This is a genomic window from Blautia sp. An249, from assembly GCF_002159835.1.
GTDB classification, from domain to species: Bacteria; Bacillota; Clostridia; order Lachnospirales; family Lachnospiraceae; genus Blautia_A; species Blautia_A avistercoris.
Window position 1 is genome coordinate 64,251 of record NZ_NFJL01000016.1, and the last position, 19,558, is coordinate 83,808.

Sequence of the window (19,558 nt, forward strand, 5' to 3'; positions counted from 1 at the left end):
TGACCCTCCAAGGAAACGGAAGGCCAGTCTTTTACGCTTGTTGTTTAACGAAATTATTGCTGGAGCTTAATTGTGTCTACGATTGCCATTCTGCTGATCTGCCGGATGGGGCGTCTAATCGCAATCGCCGCAGACGCAGGGCAGAGGAACACAATCAATAGAAGGGAACCCACAGGGATTTGCCATGCAGTTCCCCATTTATCTGCAATCAAAAATTGGAACATCAGCTTGTTCAGCGGCAGCCCCAGGACACATCCAACAACACAGCCAAGTATTGCATAGGTAAAGGCTTCCGCCGCAATCATCTTATAAAGCTGATTTGCACCCATTCCAATAGAACGCATAATGCCGTATTGCCTTGTTCTGGACGCTACGCTGGCGTTCATGCTGTTAAAAATATTAAACACGGTGATAAGTGCAATAATGATGAGGAAACCATAAATAAACACAGCGCCTGTATAGTAGGAGCTTTGAGACTCGGAATTGGTAATTCTCTTGTCTGAAACAGTGCTGTCGGATGGGAGCATGCTCCGTATTGTGGAAACAGTATCATCCCCACCGGCAGAAGAAAATTGAACATCAATCGTTGTATAGCCCCAATCGCCAACCAAAGCGGCAAATGTCTGCTCCGAGCAAATCATATATCCGCTGCTTCCTGCACCACCCGCCGCACTGGCCGTAGCTGTTTCCAGTATTCCGGCAATCGTTACCTGCTTATCGCCGGAAGTTGTATGAAGGACTACGGTATCTCCAACATTCCAGTTTACACCATCCTGATAAGTAACCAGAACACGATCTGTATTTTCCATAACAGGCGTGATACTGCCTTGATTCAATTCTTCTTTCGCCCATCCGAATTGGTTATCATCGTAGGAAATGAGTGTGACGGTTCCTTCCCCCACATCAGAGAAAACAGAAAGGCCAGTCATTTCCATACGGCCAAAAACTTTGTCAATACCTTCCGTTTCTCTGATCTGTTCCGGCAACGATTTGTCCAGAGATGTATTTCCCATTGTGATCGATACATCCGCGGCCGATGGAGAGAGCGCCGGCATCCCCTGATCGAGAAAGACTACCATTACCTGAAACGCAAGGAACATCATAATACTGATAGCAAACGAACAGGTCATAAGGAATACATTCTTGCCGGATAGCGCATGAAAAATTCCCATACTGGTTTCAATGTGGAACAGCTTTGTATTTGCGGCCCTCTTGTTCTGCGTAAGCTGTGTGCTGCCGCTGATTGCAGTTACCGGCGATACTTTTGAAGCCTTCTTTGCCGGGGACAGGGATGCCAGTAGTACAATCAGAAAACCAATCACTACACCAGCAATCAGACCGCTTACACTGAACTGAAAAAGCGGTATTTCTGAAAAGCGTTCCCCGCTGATGGATTTCAGTAAGAGGCAGGCACACCATGTAATAATCTGTCCGGCAACCAGCCCAACCGGTACGCCTTTCATACTTTGGCGCAGCCCTTGAAGAATGACGAAGTGCTTTACCTGTGCTTTGGATGCACCCAGACACCGTAAAAGGCCATAGAACTGAACCCGTTCCAGAACATTTGTGTTAAAGCTGGCGGCAATCATTACTGCACCGGCAATCAGCACCAAAAGGACAAGAAAGCCTGCAACGATGTATAGGGACTGCATTGTACTATTCTCGCTTTTCCCCATCAAGCCAAGGAGAGCCGTGTTTTCGCTTACCTGACTGTCTGAAAGTCCATATTGCGTTTTTATCTCCTTTATGGCTGCCTGAATGTTTACACCATCTTTGAACTGAATGCGGAAAGTAGTTCCATCTTTGGCATTTTCGTCTGCAATCTGGCGAAAACCATCCTCGGTCAATACCATGCCATATACATCCGCTTTCAGCAAACTTCCCATATCGGTAAGGACGCCGGTAATGCGGTATTCCCGGCTGGAACCGTCCGGCACTGTAACGGCTACGGTGTCGCCAATCGCAAGCCCCAACTGTTCCATAGCCGATTTATTCAATAATGCTTCATCAGGCTGGGTGGGGTATGAGCCGTTTTCCATATCCATTTCTGTCAAAGTGGAAAAGGTGTCCTCATTCGCACCTGCGTAGCTGACGGTTTTGGAGCCGATAGCTCCCGTACTTCCCTGATAGGTCCATCCGCAGAGGGCAACATCTATCCGCGCTTTTACAAGCTCCGCCGTCTGTTCATCAATGTCGGTCAAACTGATATGGTATTCCCCGTTCGTCTTGATAAAATAATTTTTCTGTGCGCGCAGCGCCATGTCTGCCATGCTGAAAATAGCAGTTACCAGCAACACCGAGAGGACAATGCAAAGAACCGAAATTCGATTGTTCTTGCGGTGTACCTTTTCATATTGCGGCACTAATCCAAGATAACTTTTCAACGCGACGACACCCCCAAATCCTTCAGCACACCATCACTCATACGGAACACACGGTCTGCTGCGCCGGCGTGGTTTTTGTTGTGGGTAATCATCAAAATGGTCTGTTGATACCTGTCGGACATGGTTTGCAGTAAAGCCAAAACTTCCTGACTGTTTTTACTGTCCAGATTTCCGGTCGGTTCATCTGCCATAATCAGGGCAGGGCGTGTGACTAATGCCCGGCCAATCGCCACACGCTGCTGCTGGCCGCCGGAAAGCTGGCTGGGAAGATGTTTCCGGCGTTCACTCAACCCAAGTACCTGCAATAACTCATTGACGAACTTTTGATTTGGCTTTTTATAGTCAAGCAGCAACGGAAATGTAATGTTCTGCTCCACATTCAGCTCCGGTATCAGATTAAATGACTGGAAAATAAATCCGATATGCTGCCGCCGGAACACAGTTAATTTCTTCTCCGGCATCGAAAAAATATCCTGTCCATCAATCCACACCTTGCCGGAAGTGGCGCTGTCCAGAGCGCCGATCACATTCAGCAGGGTACTTTTGCCGGAACCCGATTCACCAATGATGGCGATAAACTCGCCTTTGCGGACAGAAAATGATACATGATTCAAAGCGTGAACTTCTGTTTCGCCTGTGCCATAGGTTTTGCACAGGTCCTGTACTTCAAGAATATTCATATTCAAAACCTCCTTACAGACACATCATACACCCCATGACTTACTTCCAAGTGACATCTATCTTACTCATCTGTAAGGTTGAAAAAATTCAATGTAAACGTGGTTCCTGCGCCTAAACTGCTGGTTACGGAAATGGTTCCGCTGTGAGCTTCTACAATAGATTTAGCCAGCGGCAGCCCTAAGCCAATGCCATGAACATCCGATGAAAAACGACTGCGGTAAAACCGTTTGAAAATGTTATACAGATCTTCCGGGTGTATTCCTTTTCCATCATCAGAAATTTCAATCTGTGTCATTAAAGGGGACTGGCTCCATTTTACTCTGATATGGCCGCTGTTCTCTGTATGCTCCAAAGCGTTTTTTACAATATTGCCGATGGCTTCCGATACCCACAGAGCGTCGCATGATAAAACAACATCTTCTTTACCGAAAAGCGTAATTGTTTTATGCTCCCGTTCCGCCCAAGTTTCAAAGCGTTCCAAAACATCCTGCATAAGAACAGAAAGATTTTCCGGGGTCTTTTCCATCTGGATAATTCCTGCGTCCAGCCGCGCCAATTTCAACAGGGTGTAAATCACATCTTCCATCCGCCTAATCTCTCTTTGCGATTTTTCAGTGAAGCCGCTCACTGTTTCAGCATCATCTTTATGGTTCGCTATAATCTCATGGTACATTTTCAGGGCAGACAGCGGCGTTTTCATCTGATGTGATACATCTGAAATAATGTCCTGCAAAAATTCTTTGGTCTGCCGTTGGTTCTCGGCATGAGCAGAGAGGATGGCCGCCATTTCATTGATGGCATGAAACAGGCTGTACCAGTCACCGGCCTGTGAACATTCGATACGGGACGTGGTATTGCCATCCAGAAATTGGCGGATGGTATTTTCGGCATTACTGAAAGTCCTGTGTTGGCGGCGAAGATAAAGAAACAGCGATAAGTAGATTGCCCCAAACAGGAAAACCAACAGCAGAAATATAGAAAGCATTGTTTGATTTCGGTATGTCTGGACAGCAGGCAGAAAGCACATGGAAGCCGTTTCATCATATCCGACAGAAGCCAAAGCCTCCCTGCCGCGTTCTATGTCATTCTCGTTCGGCTGTGCAGTGAAAGCGGAGATTGACAGCTCATTTTCATTGTTCATTAAATGGCCTGCAACGCCATAATCATGGAACAATAATTCCTGCTGAAAATTTTTTGCCAGAAGTGTGGCAATCCCTCCGGCCAGAAGAAAGGAAATGAGGCAGATAGCAGTAATGGCGATTAACAATATTTTTGTTTCTTTCCCTAATTTGCCCATAGCTCTTTCCTCACTCAACAACCCACTTATATCCAACTCCCCGTTCGGTCAGCAGATATTTGGGCGCATTTGGCGTATCTTCAATTTTGTTTCGTAACCGCCGGATATAAACGGATAAAGTATTATCATCTACAAAATTCCCATTGCCATCCCACATCCGGTCTAAAATCATTTCCCGTGGCATGAGATGATTAGGATTTTGCATGAACAGACACAGAAGTTTGTATTCTACCAGAGGCAGGTCAATCGGCTTGCCGTTTTTCCAGACAAGCCTTTCGATGGTATCTACACGAATACCATTTGCCTCCAAGATTGCCTCTGCTTTAGAAAATTTCAGAGAGCGCCGAAGAAGTGCTTTTATTCTGGAAAGCAGCTCATTGAGCTTGAAAGGCTTTGTGATGTAATCATCCCCGCCCATATCAAGACCCCTAACAATGCTGATTTCCTGATCGGACGCAGTTAAAAATATAATCGGGATGGTTGAACCGCTCCGTACCTCTTTGCAGACATCAAATCCTGTGCCATCTGGCAGAGTGACATCCAATAGCAGTAAATCGTAATGATTTCTCCGAAACAGGGACAATGCCTCTTTGACGGTTCTCGCATTGTCTACGGCATATCCGCTGCTTTCCAAAGTATATTGCAAGCCATCAATCAGGCTTAAATCATCTTCTACATACAGAATTTTTTGCATACCTTATCTATCCTCCAAAGTTATATAACACCGTCTCTTATTATAATTCCGCTGACAAATTAGCACAAGTTAAAGCATTCTTGAAAACCTTTATATTTGCGGCTTTTCGGCTTGTCCACTCATAAATTTCCTTTATGTGCTCCCATGTTACATCGTTGTTAGGCATACCGCCTTTTCGGCCTCCCAGCACGGTCTTCCCCCGCAGATCCTCCCAGGTAAATCCCGGCATTTCCTGTCTGGCCACCAGGAAATTCCCTGCTCTCTGGGTCAGTTGGGCGAAATTGACAACCGCGTCTGACGCTCCTTCCTGGTAGGCATAAACAGAAGCCTCCGCTCCCATGAAACCAATATCTGCCTCCCCGGACAAAACGGCCGTCATAACTTTATCCGCTCCAAATCCGGTAACAATTTCCAGATCAATTCCCTCGTCCCGGAAATACCCCAATTCTGCAGCCACGTACTGGGGCGCATAAAAAATAGAATGAGCTACTTCATTTAACGTAACCTTTGTCAGTTCTTCTTCCTTTTCCGGCGCCGCCGACACATCCATATGTGCGGTTTCCTCCTCCGGAGTTTCCTTTTGTGTCTCACATCCCGCCAGTAACGTCAGAGACAGTACGCTGCATACTGCAGCCGCAAGCCATTTCTTTTTCATAAAACTCCTCCTTTTCCTGTAGTACTATATGAAAAAAACCAAAAAAGGTGAGCCTTTGAAAGCTTTTCCCCAGGGACGGATTCCCATTGTCTTTTTCGGCGATTCGTATTATACTGTTGATGAATCATAATCGGTTCTAAGATAAAATAAATACATCAGACTTTCTGGAAAGGAGAATTACATATGTTAAACGAAAAAGTGACGAAATTACTCAACAACCAGGTGAACAAAGAATTTTATTCTGCTTATCTGTACTTATATTTTTCTAACTATTATGTGGAACAGGGCCTCAATGGTTTTGCCAACTGGTATCAGATCCAGGCCCAGGAAGAACGGGATCACGCCATGTTAATGATGCAGTATCTGCAGAACAACGATGAAACCGTTACCTTCGAGGCCATTGACAAACCCAGTGTGGAATTAACCGGGAACCTTTCTCCTTTAAAGGAAGGGTTAAAGCACGAACAGTACGTAACCAGTTTAATTCATACCATCTATGCCCAGGCCTATGAAGTGAAGGATTTCCGTACGATGCAGTTTTTGGACTGGTTTGTAAAGGAACAGGGCGAAGAAGAAACCAACGCCTCCGATTTAGTGAAAAAAATGGAATTGTTCGGTTCCGATCCCAAGAGTCTCTACATGCTGGATCAGGAAATGGGGGCCAGAGTTTACAGCGCACCTTCTCTTACTTTATAAAAAGGACACACAAAAGATCAGGGGAACTTCCCCTGATTTTTTTGTGAAACGAGAATATTTTCTGTCGTCCGGAAAGATTTTTTGTCAAATCAATGAAGAATATCAGATATTCTGAAAGAAAGTCTTCCTTGACAAACAAAGAGAGAATGTTATAATTATTATATCCTTTCAAGCAGATATAGTTCATCGGTAGAATGCTAGCTTCCCAAGCTGGAGAGGCGGGTCCGACTCCCGTTATCTGCTCTTGATTTATATTTCTCTCTATTAAAATGGCCTGCCTGTCATACCTTATGACGGGCGGGCCATTTCCTTTCTCCCTTTATAATTTGGAGTATCCATAGCTGTTGACAATGGCGTCGATCTTCTCTCCCCGTTTGCACAGCGGACATTCACTGTTCTTATAGGTTCCGTAATTGGGGACGTCTCTCTGGGTAAACACCGAACGTATTTCCATCCCGGCAACCTTATTTACAGCGCTGAATACGGCTGCAACCCCCTGAATAATTCCTCCGTAGTACAATACGCTTTCAATGGCTCTGCTTAAGGTTTCACCTGTTGTAATTGAGCCGTTTAAAAGCAGCACATTTTTCCCTTTAATCATGGGCTGCATATTGTCCCGGAAAATCATCTGCCCAATGCTGTTAAATTCCGGTTCAATAACATAGATCGTCTGATGGGCATTCATGTTAAGAACTCCTACCTTCGTCAGTTCTTCCGCCAGATATGCACCCACCACCTGCAGACCGTCCATACATACAATGGTATCCACCGGAGTACTTGTCTCGTAATTTCTGGACAAAGCCCTGGCAATTCTGGAAGCTTCTGAGGCCCGTGCCTTCATCGTCGTCATATCAATATAATGGGTGATATGGGACTGAGGTGTGGCAAAATGGCCGGGAATAACCTTCAGTACGATTTTGTCATCGCATTCTGCATAAACTTTAAACATCCTTTTCTCCATTTGAAAACCCCCTTTTCATGAAGTAAATTCAGAATTTAATTTCTATTGCGAAAATTCCTCCTATTCATTATATCCTATTTCCCGTTCTATCGTAAAGAGCATTTCCCTTTTCCTGGAAAGTCTTTCGTCATTCTGTCAACATTTTTTCCAAATCTTTGTTGGATTCTGCTCTGTTTCTTTCCCTTTTTGTCCGATATACTATGTTCAGATTAAAGAAAACGTGAATAAAATTTTTTGGAGGAATTATCATGGCAAGTTTATCATTACAGCATATTAACAAAACCTATTCCAATGGATTCGAAGCAGTAAAAGACTTCAATCTTGAAATTGAAGACAAGGAATTTATCATCTTTGTCGGCCCTTCCGGATGTGGAAAATCCACAACCCTTCGTATGATCGCCGGGCTGGAGGACATCAGCAGCGGTACCTTAAAAATCGGTGACAAAGTTGTAAATGACGTAGAACCAAAAGACCGTGACATCGCTATGGTATTTCAGAACTATGCCCTTTATCCCCATATGACTGTATATGATAATATGGCTTTTGGTCTGAAATTACGGAAAGTTCCCAAAGATGAAATTGATAAAATGGTTAGGGAAGCCGCCAGGATTCTGAATCTGGAAAATCTTCTGGACAGAAAACCGAAAGCTCTTTCCGGTGGCCAGAGACAGCGAGTTGCCATGGGACGTGCTATCGTACGTGAACCCAAGGTCTTCCTGATGGATGAGCCTTTATCCAACCTGGATGCAAAGCTTCGTGTACAGATGCGTATTGAAATTTCCAAACTCCATCAGAGACTGGGCTCTACCATCATCTATGTAACTCATGACCAGACAGAGGCTATGACCCTGGGAACCAGAATCGTTGTTATGAAAGACGGTCTTGTTCAGCAGGTGGATACCCCTCAGAACTTATATCATAAACCGGTCAACCTGTTTGTTGCCGGATTCATGGGATCACCGCAGATGAACTTCCTGGACGCTCAGATCACAGAGGAAAAGGGCCAGACATATGCACAGATCGGCTCCTATAAACTGGAAATTCCTGTAGGTAAAGCAAAAGCTTTAAAAGAAGGCGGCTATGTGGGCAAAACAGTCGTACTCGGCATTCGTCCGGAAGATATTCATGATTCCCAGATGTTTATTGCCGCCAATCCCGGTGCAACCATGGATTCCACTGTAAAAGTATACGAGCTTCTGGGCGCTGAAGTATTCTTATACTTCGATATAAACGGAACTCAGATTACCGCCCGCGTGGATCCGCGTACAACAGCAAAAACAGGAGATCCTATTAAATTTGCTTTTGATATGGAAAAAGCACATTTCTTTGACAAAGAAACAGAAATTGCTATTACCCATTAATCATCACCTTCCAACGACAAATCCGGGCTTTGGCCCGGATTTGTTTTTCCTCAGACAAATTGCCGATGCCTTTTTACAGACCCTGTGCTACAATAAGATTATCGGTAAAAGACACCAATAAGGAGGTTCTAAATTCATTGACTTTACATCAGACACTTCAATCCACCCTGGAACAATGGAAGGAAATCAGCGGTCTGGATTACTGCCTCATGACTCTTGAGAAAAAGGTGGAAATCTCCACTGCAGATAAAAAACTCCCTTCCGAAAAAAAGCTGCAGGAATTTCTGGACAGTTCCTCGCTTACCTGCAGTTACAGCGCCGTCCATCTTTTCAAAATTCATTCCGCTCGTGTTCCCGTCTACCTCTTAGTGGTCTGGGGACGTTCCATCCAGGCTCAGACCATCGGCGAACTGGCCGTCTGCCAGATAGAAAGCCTTTTGGCAGCATACCGGGAAAAGACAGATAAAACGGCGTTTATGCAGAAACTTCTGCTTGGAACTTATAATTCCGTAGAAGCCTATACAAAGGCGAAAAAACTTTACATCTCTGCCCAGGCCAGAAGGGCCGTTTTGTTGGCAGAGACAAAAAACGGCAAAGACGAAAGCGTTCTGGCCACCGTCCGGAATCTTTTTTCCGCCAAATCAAAAGATTTCATAACTTCTTTCGATAATAATACTCTGGTAATTATTAAGGAACTGCGTTCTACCGATACGGAAAAGGTCCTGGAAGAAACAGCTCTCGTTCTGGTAGATATGTTAAATACAGAAGCAATGACTCCGGCCTGGGTTTCCTACAGCGGCATTGCAGAAAACCTGGAAGAGTTGCAAACGGCCTATCAGGAAGCACGGACTGCCTTAGAAGTGGGAAAAATCTTTAATTCCCAGAAAAACACCTTCGGCTACAACCAGTTGGGAATCGGTCGGCTTCTCTATCAGATTCCCCTTCCGATCTGTAAAATGTTTATCGATGAAATCTTTCAGGAACACGATCTGGATTCTCTGGATGAGGAGACTCTGCGTATTATTGAAACCTTTTTTAAGAACAACTTAAATCTGTCCGAAACCTCCCGTCAGCTCTATATACACCGGAATACTCTGGTATACCGTCTGGAAAAAATACAGAAAAAATTCAATCTGGACATCCGGACTTTTGAAGACGCCCTGACCCTCAAGATTGCTATGATGGTAGCAGACTATATGAAGTATACCAAACAGCATCGGAAATCGTGTTCAGCAAAGGCTTCCACGATTCCCTGAGTCTCATCTCCATTGTGCGCAAAGTCGCGACGTCCGGATGATTTTGTGTATTTTACCGAAACATAATTCCAGAAGAGACTTTTGACACCTTAATCTTATTACAAAAAAACTGCCGCCGTATGCACTGTTTTAATGTCATACGACGGCAGTTTTTCTGCCTTTTATTTCTGATTTGATTTATTGCCCTGAGAAGCCGTTGGCGCCCAGCTCTCCTGTTCATTATAGCTGCTGATTAATTCGCTTTCATACGGAACTTCAGATTCAGCGGATCCGCCTTTCTTTCTGGACGTGAAGGCTATTTTCAGGAAGACAGGAGCCACAATCGTCGTCAGTACAACCACAATAACCACCGGTCCCAAAAGGCTCTGAGACATCAGTCCTATGGAGTTTCCTTTGGACGCAACAATCAATGCCACCTCACCACGGGAAATCATACCCACACCGACCCGAACACAGTCTTTATTCTTAAAGTGGCACATTTTCGCACCCAGGCCGCAGCCCAGAATCTTGGTCAGAATTGCAACCACCACCAAAGCCACCGAAAACCAGATAACTGCTGAAGTCATATTGGGCAGGTCTACCTGAAGCCCAATACTGGCAAAAAATACCGGTGAAAGTAAAATATAGGATAAGGTATCAAAACGCTTTGCCACATAAGAAGTCTTCGTGGTTTTTGTAATTATCAGTCCTGCAAAAAAGGCGCCCGTAATATCCGCCACCCCGAAAAAGACTTCAGAGCAGTAAGCCATCAGCAGACAAATAACAAAAGCCGCAATCACAAAACGGCGCATGTTTCCTTTGTACCGATCCACCCACTGTTTATACAGTCTGTGCACCAGAAGTCCTGCCACGGCCACCATTACCAGGAAACCTAAAATCTTTAAAAGCACCACTCCGATTTTCACACTGGTATCTGCCATACTGGTGATTAAAGTCAGGGCAATAATACCAAGAATATCGTCGATTATAGCCGCTCCCAGGATAGCGTTTCCCGCTTTCGTGTTAAGCTTGCCCATCTCTTTCAGGGTTTCTACCGAAATACTTACAGAAGTGGCCGTCAGAATAACTCCGATAAAGACATTCTGTAAAAAGATGCTGGTGCTTACGTCGGATTCAATCATTCCCGGACGGTTAAAGGCAAAGGCCACTAAAAATCCGCCAATCAACGGAATAATTACGCCCATCAGCGCGATAATGAAGGACGCCTTGCCGCTTCTTTTCAGTTCGTCGATGTCCGTTTCCAGTCCTGCACAGAACATCAGGACAATTACGCCCACCTCTGACAACTGCTTAATAAAATCCGTCTCATGAATAATATTCAGCATGGCAGGGCCCAAAATCAGACCGGCCACCAGCGCCCCGACTACCTGAGGCATATGAATCCTTTTTGTTAAAAGGCCAAAAACTTTTGTACTCAGCAAAATCAGTGCCAAGTCCATTAAAAATGCATAAGATGACATGTTTTTCTCCCCCGTTTTTTCAAACATGCATCTATTATAGCACCAATTACAAAAAAATCAATTCCAGGACAAAAGAATCTTTTTTTCTGTTTACATAGACTTTCTCTCTGCTATTTCCGCCATTTTAGCGTCATTGAGACGGGTATCTCCATGAACCCGGCTGTAAGATAAATAGCCGTTCATTCGGTCGATCTTGGTCAGATTTTTAGAACCGCAGACCGGGCAGACATCCATCTCCAGCTCTTCATGTCCGCAGTCGTCGCAGTAAGCCAGAGACAGGTTCACGCCTTCATAGTATCCCAGATCCATTGCTCTTCGAATCAGAGAACGGATCGCCTCTTTATTATAGCTGATGGGATAACGTACGTACTGAATCTTGCCCCCGTTGCACAGCTCCCAGAACCTGCCTTCCAGATCCTGTTTCTCAATAGGAGTTACTTCCTCTGTTACATGACAATGGAAACTGTTGCTTACGTAAGGACGGTCGGAAACCCCCTCTACGATACCGTACATTTTCCGGAACTGTTCCACCTGCAGACCGCACAGACTCTCTGCAGGAGTTCCGTAAATGGCATATAAATGGCCGTCTTTTTCTTTATATTCATTTACTCTTCTGTTAATGTAACGCAGCACTTCCAGGGCAAACTCCCCGTCTTCCCGGATGGATTTGCCGTTATACAGCTCCTGCAGCTCATTAAGGGCTGTAATTCCAAAAGAAGCGGTCATCGGTTTTAACAGTTTTCCTATTTTTTCATGGGGCTGCAGATGTCCTCCGTAAAAGCCGCCTTCACAGTAAGCCAGCGGATTGGTGGACGCCCGCATTTGTCCCAGATATTCATAGGTTCGTTTATGAAGATCCCGGATCATCTCCAGATAAAAATCCAGTACCTCATAAAAATCCCGGTTCTCTGATCTGGACTTAGCCAGAATCATGGGCAGATGAAGACTTACCGCCCCCACATTAAACCTTCCCACAAAGACCGGCGTATCCTTGTCATCTGCAGGATTCATTCCGCCCCGTTCATACCAGGGACTTAAAAATGCCCGGCAGCCCATGGGGCTGATAACCTTTCCGTACTTTTTGTACATACTGGAAATATAACCTTTTCCTGTCATGGACAGCCAGTCCGGATACATGGTCTTGGCAGAGCAGTCTACTCCTGCCTCAAAAACGTCCTCACACTGACCTCCCGGGCCGTGCAGATTTTCATCATACAAAAATACAATTTTGGGAAACAGCACCGGTTTTTTACGGCCTTTCTTTCCCTGGCCCCCTTTGTGTACATTCAGAAGAGAGATGTTGCACATTTTTTCAAAAGGCTCTGTTCCCAGTCCCAGTGTCACTGTTACAAAGGGGTAGTCTCCTCTGGAAGAACCGACGGTATTTAATTTATACTCAATTCCCTGCCAGCCCTGGTCGAAATCCCTGCGGACTTTATCAAGGGCATATTCTACCGCCTTCTCTTCTCTTCCATCCCAGCTCTCATCTGCATATCTGAGAAACTCAGCCACATATTTGTCATAACTCTTACGAGCATAGGGTCCTAAAATCTTATCTACTTCCGGTACAGTAAAGCCGCCGTACTGCTGCGCAGCCGTACTTAAAATAATGTCTCCCATAACGTCAAAAGCCGTATCCAGCGTCTTCGGTTCATTATACCAGACATTGCCCATTTCAAAACCGCCCTTTAAAACCGAAGCAACATCAAACAGACAGCAGTTCATGGTATCCAGACGCGCAGACTGATCATGGATATAAATATAGCCGTCTTTACACGCCTGAAGTTCATTCCGGTTCATAAAGAATTTCCGGTACAGTTCCTTATTCAGCTCATTGAAGATTAAGCTTCTCTTTGTGGCTACCAGAGCGCTGTCGGTATTGGCGTTGCTTTTATCTCCGATATAACGGATGGCCTGACTCTTCGTATAAACATCGTCCATCATATGGATAAAATCTTTTTTATAATTCCGGTAGTCCCTGTAACTTTTGGCTACTGCAGGGTTTACTCTCTCCAGTGCCCCCTCCACGATATTGTGCATATCCTGAATGGGAATCTCCGTCTTTCCCAGAGACTGGGCATGTTCTGTGGCAAACCGGCAGATGAACTCCTTTTCCTCCTCTGTAAATGTATAAAGAATCCTGGAAGCAGACTTATTTACTGCCGCCACGATCTTATCCGCATTAAATTCTTCTTTCGTCCCATCTTTCTTGATAATATAAATCATAACGCTTCTCCCTGATTTTAAATTTCATACCATTTTCATCCAAAATACCATATGTTGTATATCTCAAAAAAATACCCAAATATGTATTCCCATATCTGGTAGAAGCAGTATAGCACATTTCTTTTTAAAAGAAAAGGGGCAATTTTTTTCTTGTATAATATCTCTGTTTGTTATAAGATAATAGAATATTGTTGAAATAAATTTAAGGAGGGCTCCTCATGCATCAATTAACGATTCCGAAAGAGTATCATTCTGATTTGAATCTCCATGATACCCAGGTTGCGATTAAAACAGTAAAAGACTTCTTCCAGCAGACTCTTGCAAACAATCTGAATCTGCTTAGAGTATCCGCTCCTGTCTTCGTATCTCCAAATTCCGGTCTGAACGATAATTTAAACGGTGTGGAAAGACCGGTCAGCTTCGACATCAAAGATCAGGAAGAACACGCGGAGGTTGTTCATTCACTTGCAAAATGGAAACGTTACGCGTTAAAGAAATACGGCTTTTCCCACGGAGAGGGCCTTTATGCTGATATGATTGCCATTCGCCGGGACGAAGATCTGGACAATATTCATTCTGTCTATGTGGATCAGTGGGACTGGGAGAAAATCATCACCAAAGAAGAAAGAACTGTGGAAACTTTACAGAACGTGGTACGCACCATCTATAAAACTTTCCGCAAAACAGAAAAATATATGGCTGTCCAGTATGATTACATACAGGAAATCCTGCCGAAAGATATTTTCTTTATCACTTCCCAGGAACTTCTGGATATGTATCCGGACTGTACTCCCAAGGAGAGAGAATATAAGATAGTAAAAGAAAAGGGCGCTGTTTTCCTGATGCAGATCGGAGGAAAACTCTCTGACGGAGAGCCCCACGACGGACGCGCTCCGGACTACGATGACTGGACATTAAACGGAGATATTCTGGTATACTATCCTGTCCTGGATATTGCCCTGGAACTGACTTCCATGGGAATCCGCGTAGATGAAGAGGCCCTGGAACGCCAGCTGGAACTGGCAGGCTGTCAGGAACGGAAGGAACTGGATTTCCAGAAAGCCATCTTAAACAAAGAACTTCCCTATACCATCGGCGGCGGAATCGGACAGTCCCGAATCTGTATGTTCTTTTTAAGAAAAGCCCATATCGGAGAAGTTCATGTTTCCCTCTGGCCAAAAGATATGGTAGAAGAGGCCGCCAGACATGACATCTGTCTGTTATAAACCAATTTACTGTGCAAAAAAGACTGCCTCAAAATGGCAGTCTTTTTTATACGATAAAGCTTTTAATCTTTCCAGCAACGGGTATTTTTGATCCCCAGCTTTCCGGGAGAAAAACGAGGATCCTTTCCTTCGGCCTTCTGCTGTACATAATCGTTCAGGGTGCGGACTCCAACCCCGGACAGCAGTAAAATTGCAATAATATTTACAATGGCCATAAAGCCCATCAGAACGTCCGCCAGGTTCCATACGGTATCAAAGCTTGCCTGGGCGCCCCAGAAAATAATAAGGACACAGATAATACGAAATACCGTAAGCAGATTCTTATCGTCTTTAATAAATTTCAGGTTAGATTCTGCGTAGCAGTAATTTCCCACCAGGGAGCTGAAAGCAAACAGGAAAATGGAAATGGTGATAAAATGGATCCCCAATTCTCCCACCTCTGCCTTAATGGCCTGCTGCACGAAAGGCATTCCTGTCAGTTCCGGATCAATGACTCCGTAATTTAATAACATCATAGCCGTTGTGGTGCAAATCAAAATAGTATCAATAAATACTGACAGCATCTGTACAAATCCCTGTTTTGCAGGGTGGGATACGTCTGCCGCCGCTCCTGCATTGGGAGCAGAACCCATTCCGGCTTCATTGGAAAACAGACCTCTTTTAATTCCCAGCATGACGCAGGAACCTGCAAATCCCCCTGCAATAGACTGTATATCAAACGCCTCTGTGAAAATCAGCGAAAAAATTGCCGGAAGATCCTGTATATTCATCGCTGTAATATAAATTCCCAGTAAAATATAAAGAACTGCCATAACAGGCACCAGTCCTGAAGTAATGATTCCGATTCGATGAACTCCGCCGAAAATAACCAAAGCGGTACAAATGGCCAGAACAGCGCCGATAACTGCGGGGATACAGGTCTGAGAATACTCAGGTCCAATGTAGTATTCAATGGCAGAACTTACATTGAATGCCTGAAGAGCATTAAATCCGAAGGAAAAACAGGCAATCAGCAGCACGGAAAATACAATTCCAAGCCACCGTTTTCCCAGGGCATACTGAATATAGTAAGCCGGGCCTCCACGGAATTCCTTCTCGCCTTTCACCTTATAAATCTGGGCCAGAGTGCTTTCTATAAAAGCGGAGGCGCTTCCGATAACAGCCAGAAGCCACATCCAGAAAATCGCCCCTGCGCCTCCCGCTGCCAAAGCGGTGGCAACCCCGGCAATATTTCCGGTTCCCACTCTGGAAGCGGTAGAAATCATCAGAGCCTGAAAAGAGGAGACGCCTGCGGAATCGCTTTTCTTCTCTGTAAGTACCCGGATGGCTTCCGGGAACATCCGGATCTGTACGAATTTCGTTCTTACCGTGAAATAGATTCCCGTTCCAACCAGTAAAATAATCAGGATATAGCTGTACAAAAATGTATTTAAATCTGCAATCATCTGATTAAAAAAAGTCATGATCTCTAATCCTTTCTTCTTAATCCGAATTTCTTAAATTTTAATATTTGAAATGTTGACAACCCACTTCCTGCATACTATCATGAATATGTACAACATATCATGTAAAGAGGTTAAATAACTGTGAAAAATATTTTATTTTTTCTGACACCCAAAAGTGAAATTGCATACATATACGAAAACGAAACCCTGCGCCAGGCTTTGGAAAAGATGGAGCACAGAAAGTATTCCTGTATCCCCATACTGAGCCTGGACGGACGGTATGTGGCTACGATTTCCGAAGGAGATTTGCTCTGGGGAATGAAAAACCTGGGAATCCAGTCCATGAAACAGGCTGAGGACTACCCTATTATGTCCATTCCCAGAAGACAGAATTACCGTACCGTCCGCGCAAATTCCAATATGGAAGATCTCATCGAGCGGGCAATCAATCAGAATTATGTCCCCGTAGCAGATGATCAGAATTCTTTCATCGGTATTATTACCCGCAAAAATATTATTCAGTACTATGCGAAATGCCATATGGAAGAAACTGAAAAAAACAAAAATGAATGACAGAAAATATGCAGCAGATATTCATGTATTTGGATACTGCTGCATATTTTGTTTTTATTTAATAGGAAACTGCGTTCCCTATTAAATAAAACGCTCCGCGTGGATCGCGCTGCGTCGGAGTGGAAGAAGGCGCTTTGCGCCCCGCCGCAGGCGGAGAATCCTGCTCGCAGGATTCTTTTTTATATCACAGGAAAGTACTCCAGCTTGTTCTGTAATGGGAAAGTCCCTTATAAAACCTTGGACAGAAAATCTTTCAGTCTCTGATCCTGAGGATGTTCAAAAAATTCTCCCGGCTCGTTCTCCTCTTTAATAACGCCTTCATCCACAAAGAGAACACGGGTTGCCACTTCCCTTGCAAATCCCATTTCATGAGTTACCACTACCATGGTCATTCCATCCTCGGCCAGTTCTTTCATAATTTCCAGAACTTCCCCTACCATTTCCGGATCCAGCGCCGACGTAGGTTCGTCAAAGAGCATCACATCCGGGTTCATGGCCAGAGCACGGGCAATGGCAATTCTCTGTTTCTGTCCGCCGGAAAGCATATCCGGATACGTATCTGCCTTGTCAGGAAGCCCCACACGTTCCAGAAGCTCTTCGGCTTTTTTCTCAGCTTCCTCTTTGCTCATCAGTCCCAGAGTCACCGGCGCCAGCATAATGTTTTCCTTTACTGTCTTATGAGGGAACAGGTTAAACTGCTGGAAAACCATACCGATTTTCTGGCGGTGGCGGTTAATATCCACCTTGGGATCCGTAATATCTGTCCCCTCAAACAGGATTCGTCCTCCTGTGGGCTTTTCCAGCAGATTCAGAGAACGAAGGAAGGTGGATTTTCCGGAACCGGAAGCCCCGATTACTACAACCACTTCCCCCTGGCAGATGTCTGTGGTAATTCCTCTCAGCACCAAATTGTCGCCAAAGGCTTTTTCCAGCCCCTGTACTTCAATTAAAACATTGTTCTTATCGCTCACTGGTACGCAGCCTCCTCTCTAATTTTCCCATAAAGAATGTCAGAATCATGACAATGGCAAGATAGATAAGCGCAGCCGCAATCAGCGGGAAAAAGGCGTTGTAGGTACGGCTCTGAATCAGCATCGCTCCTTTGGTCAGATCCATAGTTCCGATATATCCGATGATGGATGTTTCCTTAATTAAAACAATCAGCTCATTTACCAGAGCCGGCAGTACATTTTTAAATGCCTGGGGAACAATAATCAGTTTCATAGTCTGTATGTAGTTCAGTCCCAGACTCCTTCCTGCCTCCATCTGTCCCTGGTCAATAGACATAATTCCGGAGCGGACAATCTCGGCCACATAAGCGCCTGAGTTAATTCCGAAGGAAAGTCCTCCTACGAGAATGGGATTCACGCTGACAGATGCCAAAATGACAAAGTTCATAATTAACAACTGAATCATGGAAGGGGTTCCGCGGATTACCGTCAGATAGACTTTGCAGATCCAATTGGCAATTTTAAAGGTACCGTTTTTCTCATGGGTAGAACGGATAATCGCAACAATAAATCCGATGATTACACCCAGAATAATTGCAAGCGCCGTAATTATAAGCGTGTTCTTTAATCCGTCCGTCAGCCACAGATACCGGTCATCCTTAATAAAGTTCATATAGAACTGTTCTTTAAAATTTGTGAAAAAATCCATTTATTTTCACCCCCATCTGCAAAACAGAGCTGTTGGCAAAATGTCAGCAGCCCTGTTTTACTTCGTTCTCTATAATCTGCTTATTTTCTAACAATCATTACCTGGCTTGCGTTGGCGTAAGTATCTGTAAAGTCGACGCTTGCTTTTCTGTCTTCTGTAACCGTCATACCGGCAGCGCCGAAATCTGCCTTTCCTGACTGTACCGCCGGGAGAATGGAGTCAAATTCCATATCGTCAATCTGAAGTTCATATCCCAGTTTGTCACAGATAGCCTGTGCAATATCCGCATCAATTCCCACAATTTCATCGCCTTCGCGGTATTCATAAGGTTCGAATGCGGCATTGGTAGCCATGATCAGTTTTCCATTGGAACGATCCACATCTGCCGGTGATTCATAAGGAGTTTCCCCGATATTATCGCCGATGTAGTTGGACATAATGCTGTCGATGGTGCCGTCTTCCTGCAGTTCCTGAAGAGCGCCGTTCATAGCCTCTAACAGTTCGTCATTTCCTTTTTTCAGACAGATTGCATATTCCTCGTTTACAAAGTCTTCTTCCAGGATTTTCAGATCATCGTTCTTCTCCACGAATTTCTCTGCCGGCTGGGAATCAATGATAACACAGTCAACCTGTCCTGCCTTCAATGCCTGAACCGCTTCGTTTCCTTTATTGTAACGTTTCACTTCTTTAGCTCCGATTTCTTCTTCGGAAGCGGCCAGGTCACCCGTGGTGCCAAGCTGAACGCCGATAACCTTTCCGTTCAGATCTTCTTTTGAAGTAATTTCTCCGCCTTCTTCTACTGCGCTGCCGGAAGTTGCCGTAGTTTCTGTGCTTTCCGTGCTTTCTTCTGCTGCGTCACTTCCGGAACATGCTGCGAAAGATCCAACCATAATACATGCCAGCGCCAGGGCTGCAAATTTTTTGCTGTTCTTCATTTCTCTTCCTCCAACTTTTATTCAAAATTCTTGCATATTTATTTACTTA

17 protein-coding genes and 1 tRNA gene are annotated in these 19,558 nt (G+C 44.6%); 6 read left to right on the top strand and 12 right to left on the bottom strand.

Annotated elements, in window-relative coordinates:
• Window positions 1-53 precede the first annotated feature (53 nt).
• The 5 genes from B5F53_RS14335 to B5F53_RS14355 form a co-directional block, all read right to left on the bottom strand.
• On the bottom strand, window positions 54-2,384 hold the full coding sequence (locus B5F53_RS14335; protein WP_087224513.1) for an ABC transporter permease: 2,331 nt from the start codon (window positions 2,382-2,384) through the stop codon (window positions 54-56).
• A complete protein-coding gene (locus B5F53_RS14340; RefSeq protein ID WP_087224515.1) occupies window positions 2,381-3,064 on the bottom strand; it encodes an ABC transporter ATP-binding protein in 684 nt (227 codons plus the stop codon). Before B5F53_RS14340 ends, B5F53_RS14335 begins: the two co-directional genes overlap by 4 nt.
• Before the next feature lie 62 nt (window positions 3,065-3,126).
• A complete protein-coding gene (locus B5F53_RS14345; protein WP_087224517.1) occupies window positions 3,127-4,362 on the bottom strand; it encodes a sensor histidine kinase in 1,236 nt (411 codons plus the stop codon).
• A 10-nt stretch (window positions 4,363-4,372) separates the two neighbouring features.
• On the bottom strand, window positions 4,373-5,056 hold the full coding sequence (locus B5F53_RS14350) for a response regulator transcription factor (protein WP_087224519.1): 684 nt from the start codon (window positions 5,054-5,056) through the stop codon (window positions 4,373-4,375).
• A gap of 40 nt (window positions 5,057-5,096) precedes the next feature.
• Window positions 5,097-5,711 (bottom strand): ABC transporter substrate-binding protein, encoded by a 615-nt coding sequence (locus tag B5F53_RS14355; RefSeq protein ID WP_087224521.1) that lies wholly within the window; start codon window positions 5,709-5,711, stop codon window positions 5,097-5,099.
• Between the two features lie 183 nt (window positions 5,712-5,894).
• On the opposite strand from B5F53_RS14355, the gene B5F53_RS14360 reads away from it, so the two are divergent.
• Window positions 5,895-6,407: a ferritin gene (locus tag B5F53_RS14360; protein ID WP_087224523.1), complete on the top strand. Its 513-nt coding sequence runs from the start codon at window positions 5,895-5,897 to the stop codon at window positions 6,405-6,407.
• Between the two features lie 172 nt (window positions 6,408-6,579).
• Window positions 6,580-6,650, top strand: a tRNA-Gly gene (locus B5F53_RS14370).
• A 76-nt stretch (window positions 6,651-6,726) separates the two neighbouring features.
• Here the strand turns inward: B5F53_RS14370 and B5F53_RS14375 are convergent.
• On the bottom strand, window positions 6,727-7,368 hold the full coding sequence (locus B5F53_RS14375; protein WP_087224527.1) for a phosphoribosyltransferase: 642 nt from the start codon (window positions 7,366-7,368) through the stop codon (window positions 6,727-6,729).
• A gap of 248 nt (window positions 7,369-7,616) precedes the next feature.
• Here B5F53_RS14375 and B5F53_RS14380 point away from each other — a divergent pair, with 248 nt between their 5' ends.
• Together B5F53_RS14380 and B5F53_RS14385 are read left to right on the top strand one after the other, a co-directional pair.
• Window positions 7,617-8,729, top strand: coding sequence for an ABC transporter ATP-binding protein (locus B5F53_RS14380; RefSeq protein WP_087224529.1), 1,113 nt, complete (start codon window positions 7,617-7,619; stop codon window positions 8,727-8,729).
• A gap of 137 nt (window positions 8,730-8,866) precedes the next feature.
• Complete coding sequence (locus tag B5F53_RS14385; RefSeq protein WP_087224531.1) at window positions 8,867-9,985, top strand: PucR family transcriptional regulator; 1,119 nt, start codon at window positions 8,867-8,869, stop codon at window positions 9,983-9,985.
• Window positions 9,986-10,146: 161 nt separating this feature from the next.
• Here the strand turns inward: B5F53_RS14385 and B5F53_RS14390 are convergent, their stop codons facing one another.
• Complete coding sequence (locus tag B5F53_RS14390; protein ID WP_087224533.1) at window positions 10,147-11,445, bottom strand: cation:proton antiporter; 1,299 nt, start codon at window positions 11,443-11,445, stop codon at window positions 10,147-10,149.
• Window positions 11,446-11,535: 90 nt separating this feature from the next.
• Window positions 11,536-13,671: an anaerobic ribonucleoside-triphosphate reductase gene (nrdD, locus tag B5F53_RS14395; RefSeq protein ID WP_087224535.1), complete on the bottom strand. Its 2,136-nt coding sequence runs from the start codon at window positions 13,669-13,671 to the stop codon at window positions 11,536-11,538.
• A 218-nt stretch (window positions 13,672-13,889) separates the two neighbouring features.
• Here nrdD and asnA point away from each other — a divergent pair, with 218 nt between their 5' ends.
• On the top strand, window positions 13,890-14,897 hold the full coding sequence (gene asnA / locus B5F53_RS14400; protein WP_087224537.1) for an aspartate--ammonia ligase: 1,008 nt from the start codon (window positions 13,890-13,892) through the stop codon (window positions 14,895-14,897).
• Window positions 14,898-14,959: 62 nt separating this feature from the next.
• Here the strand turns inward: asnA and B5F53_RS14405 are convergent, their stop codons facing one another.
• Complete coding sequence (locus tag B5F53_RS14405) at window positions 14,960-16,360, bottom strand: alanine/glycine:cation symporter family protein (protein WP_087224539.1); 1,401 nt, start codon at window positions 16,358-16,360, stop codon at window positions 14,960-14,962.
• A gap of 123 nt (window positions 16,361-16,483) precedes the next feature.
• Between B5F53_RS14405 and B5F53_RS14410 the strand changes: the two genes are divergently transcribed.
• Entirely contained in the window at window positions 16,484-16,915 is a 432-nt protein-coding gene (locus B5F53_RS14410) for a CBS domain-containing protein (RefSeq protein ID WP_242970333.1), read from the top strand.
• Window positions 16,916-17,142: 227 nt separating this feature from the next.
• Here the strand turns inward: B5F53_RS14410 and B5F53_RS14415 are convergent, their stop codons facing one another.
• The 3 genes from B5F53_RS14415 to B5F53_RS14425 all read right to left on the bottom strand — a co-directional run bounded on the left by B5F53_RS14415 (window position 17,143) and on the right by B5F53_RS14425 (window position 19,509).
• A complete protein-coding gene (locus B5F53_RS14415) occupies window positions 17,143-17,886 on the bottom strand; it encodes an amino acid ABC transporter ATP-binding protein (RefSeq protein ID WP_087224541.1) in 744 nt (247 codons plus the stop codon).
• Window positions 17,876-18,574, bottom strand: coding sequence for an amino acid ABC transporter permease (locus B5F53_RS14420; protein WP_087224543.1), 699 nt, complete (start codon window positions 18,572-18,574; stop codon window positions 17,876-17,878). Before B5F53_RS14420 ends, B5F53_RS14415 begins: the two co-directional genes overlap by 11 nt.
• A gap of 80 nt (window positions 18,575-18,654) precedes the next feature.
• Complete coding sequence (locus B5F53_RS14425) at window positions 18,655-19,509, bottom strand: transporter substrate-binding domain-containing protein (protein WP_087224545.1); 855 nt, start codon at window positions 19,507-19,509, stop codon at window positions 18,655-18,657.
• Window positions 19,510-19,558 lie beyond the last annotated feature (49 nt).

What these genes read in the sequence shown, in the direction of transcription:
- B5F53_RS14340 (WP_087224515.1), bottom strand. Translation starts at nt 3,064, where the DNA reads ATGAATATTCTTGAAGTACAGGACCTGTGCAAAACCTATGGCACAGGC.
- B5F53_RS14345 (WP_087224517.1), bottom strand. Translation starts at nt 4,362, where the DNA reads ATGGGCAAATTAGGGAAAGAAACAAAAATATTGTTAATCGCCATTACT.
- B5F53_RS14350 (WP_087224519.1), bottom strand. Translation starts at nt 5,056, where the DNA reads ATGCAAAAAATTCTGTATGTAGAAGATGATTTAAGCCTGATTGATGGC.
- B5F53_RS14355 (WP_087224521.1), bottom strand. Translation starts at nt 5,711, where the DNA reads ATGAAAAAGAAATGGCTTGCGGCTGCAGTATGCAGCGTACTGTCTCTG.
- B5F53_RS14360 (WP_087224523.1), top strand. Translation starts at nt 5,895, where the DNA reads ATGTTAAACGAAAAAGTGACGAAATTACTCAACAACCAGGTGAACAAA.
- B5F53_RS14375 (WP_087224527.1), bottom strand. Translation starts at nt 7,368, where the DNA reads ATGGAGAAAAGGATGTTTAAAGTTTATGCAGAATGCGATGACAAAATC.
- B5F53_RS14380 (WP_087224529.1), top strand. Translation starts at nt 7,617, where the DNA reads ATGGCAAGTTTATCATTACAGCATATTAACAAAACCTATTCCAATGGA.
- B5F53_RS14390 (WP_087224533.1), bottom strand. Translation starts at nt 11,445, where the DNA reads ATGTCATCTTATGCATTTTTAATGGACTTGGCACTGATTTTGCTGAGT.
- nrdD (WP_087224535.1), bottom strand. Translation starts at nt 13,671, where the DNA reads ATGATTTATATTATCAAGAAAGATGGGACGAAAGAAGAATTTAATGCG.
- asnA (WP_087224537.1), top strand. Translation starts at nt 13,890, where the DNA reads ATGCATCAATTAACGATTCCGAAAGAGTATCATTCTGATTTGAATCTC.
- B5F53_RS14405 (WP_087224539.1), bottom strand. Translation starts at nt 16,360, where the DNA reads ATGACTTTTTTTAATCAGATGATTGCAGATTTAAATACATTTTTGTAC.
- B5F53_RS14420 (WP_087224543.1), bottom strand. Translation starts at nt 18,574, where the DNA reads ATGGATTTTTTCACAAATTTTAAAGAACAGTTCTATATGAACTTTATT.
- B5F53_RS14425 (WP_087224545.1), bottom strand. Translation starts at nt 19,509, where the DNA reads ATGAAGAACAGCAAAAAATTTGCAGCCCTGGCGCTGGCATGTATTATG.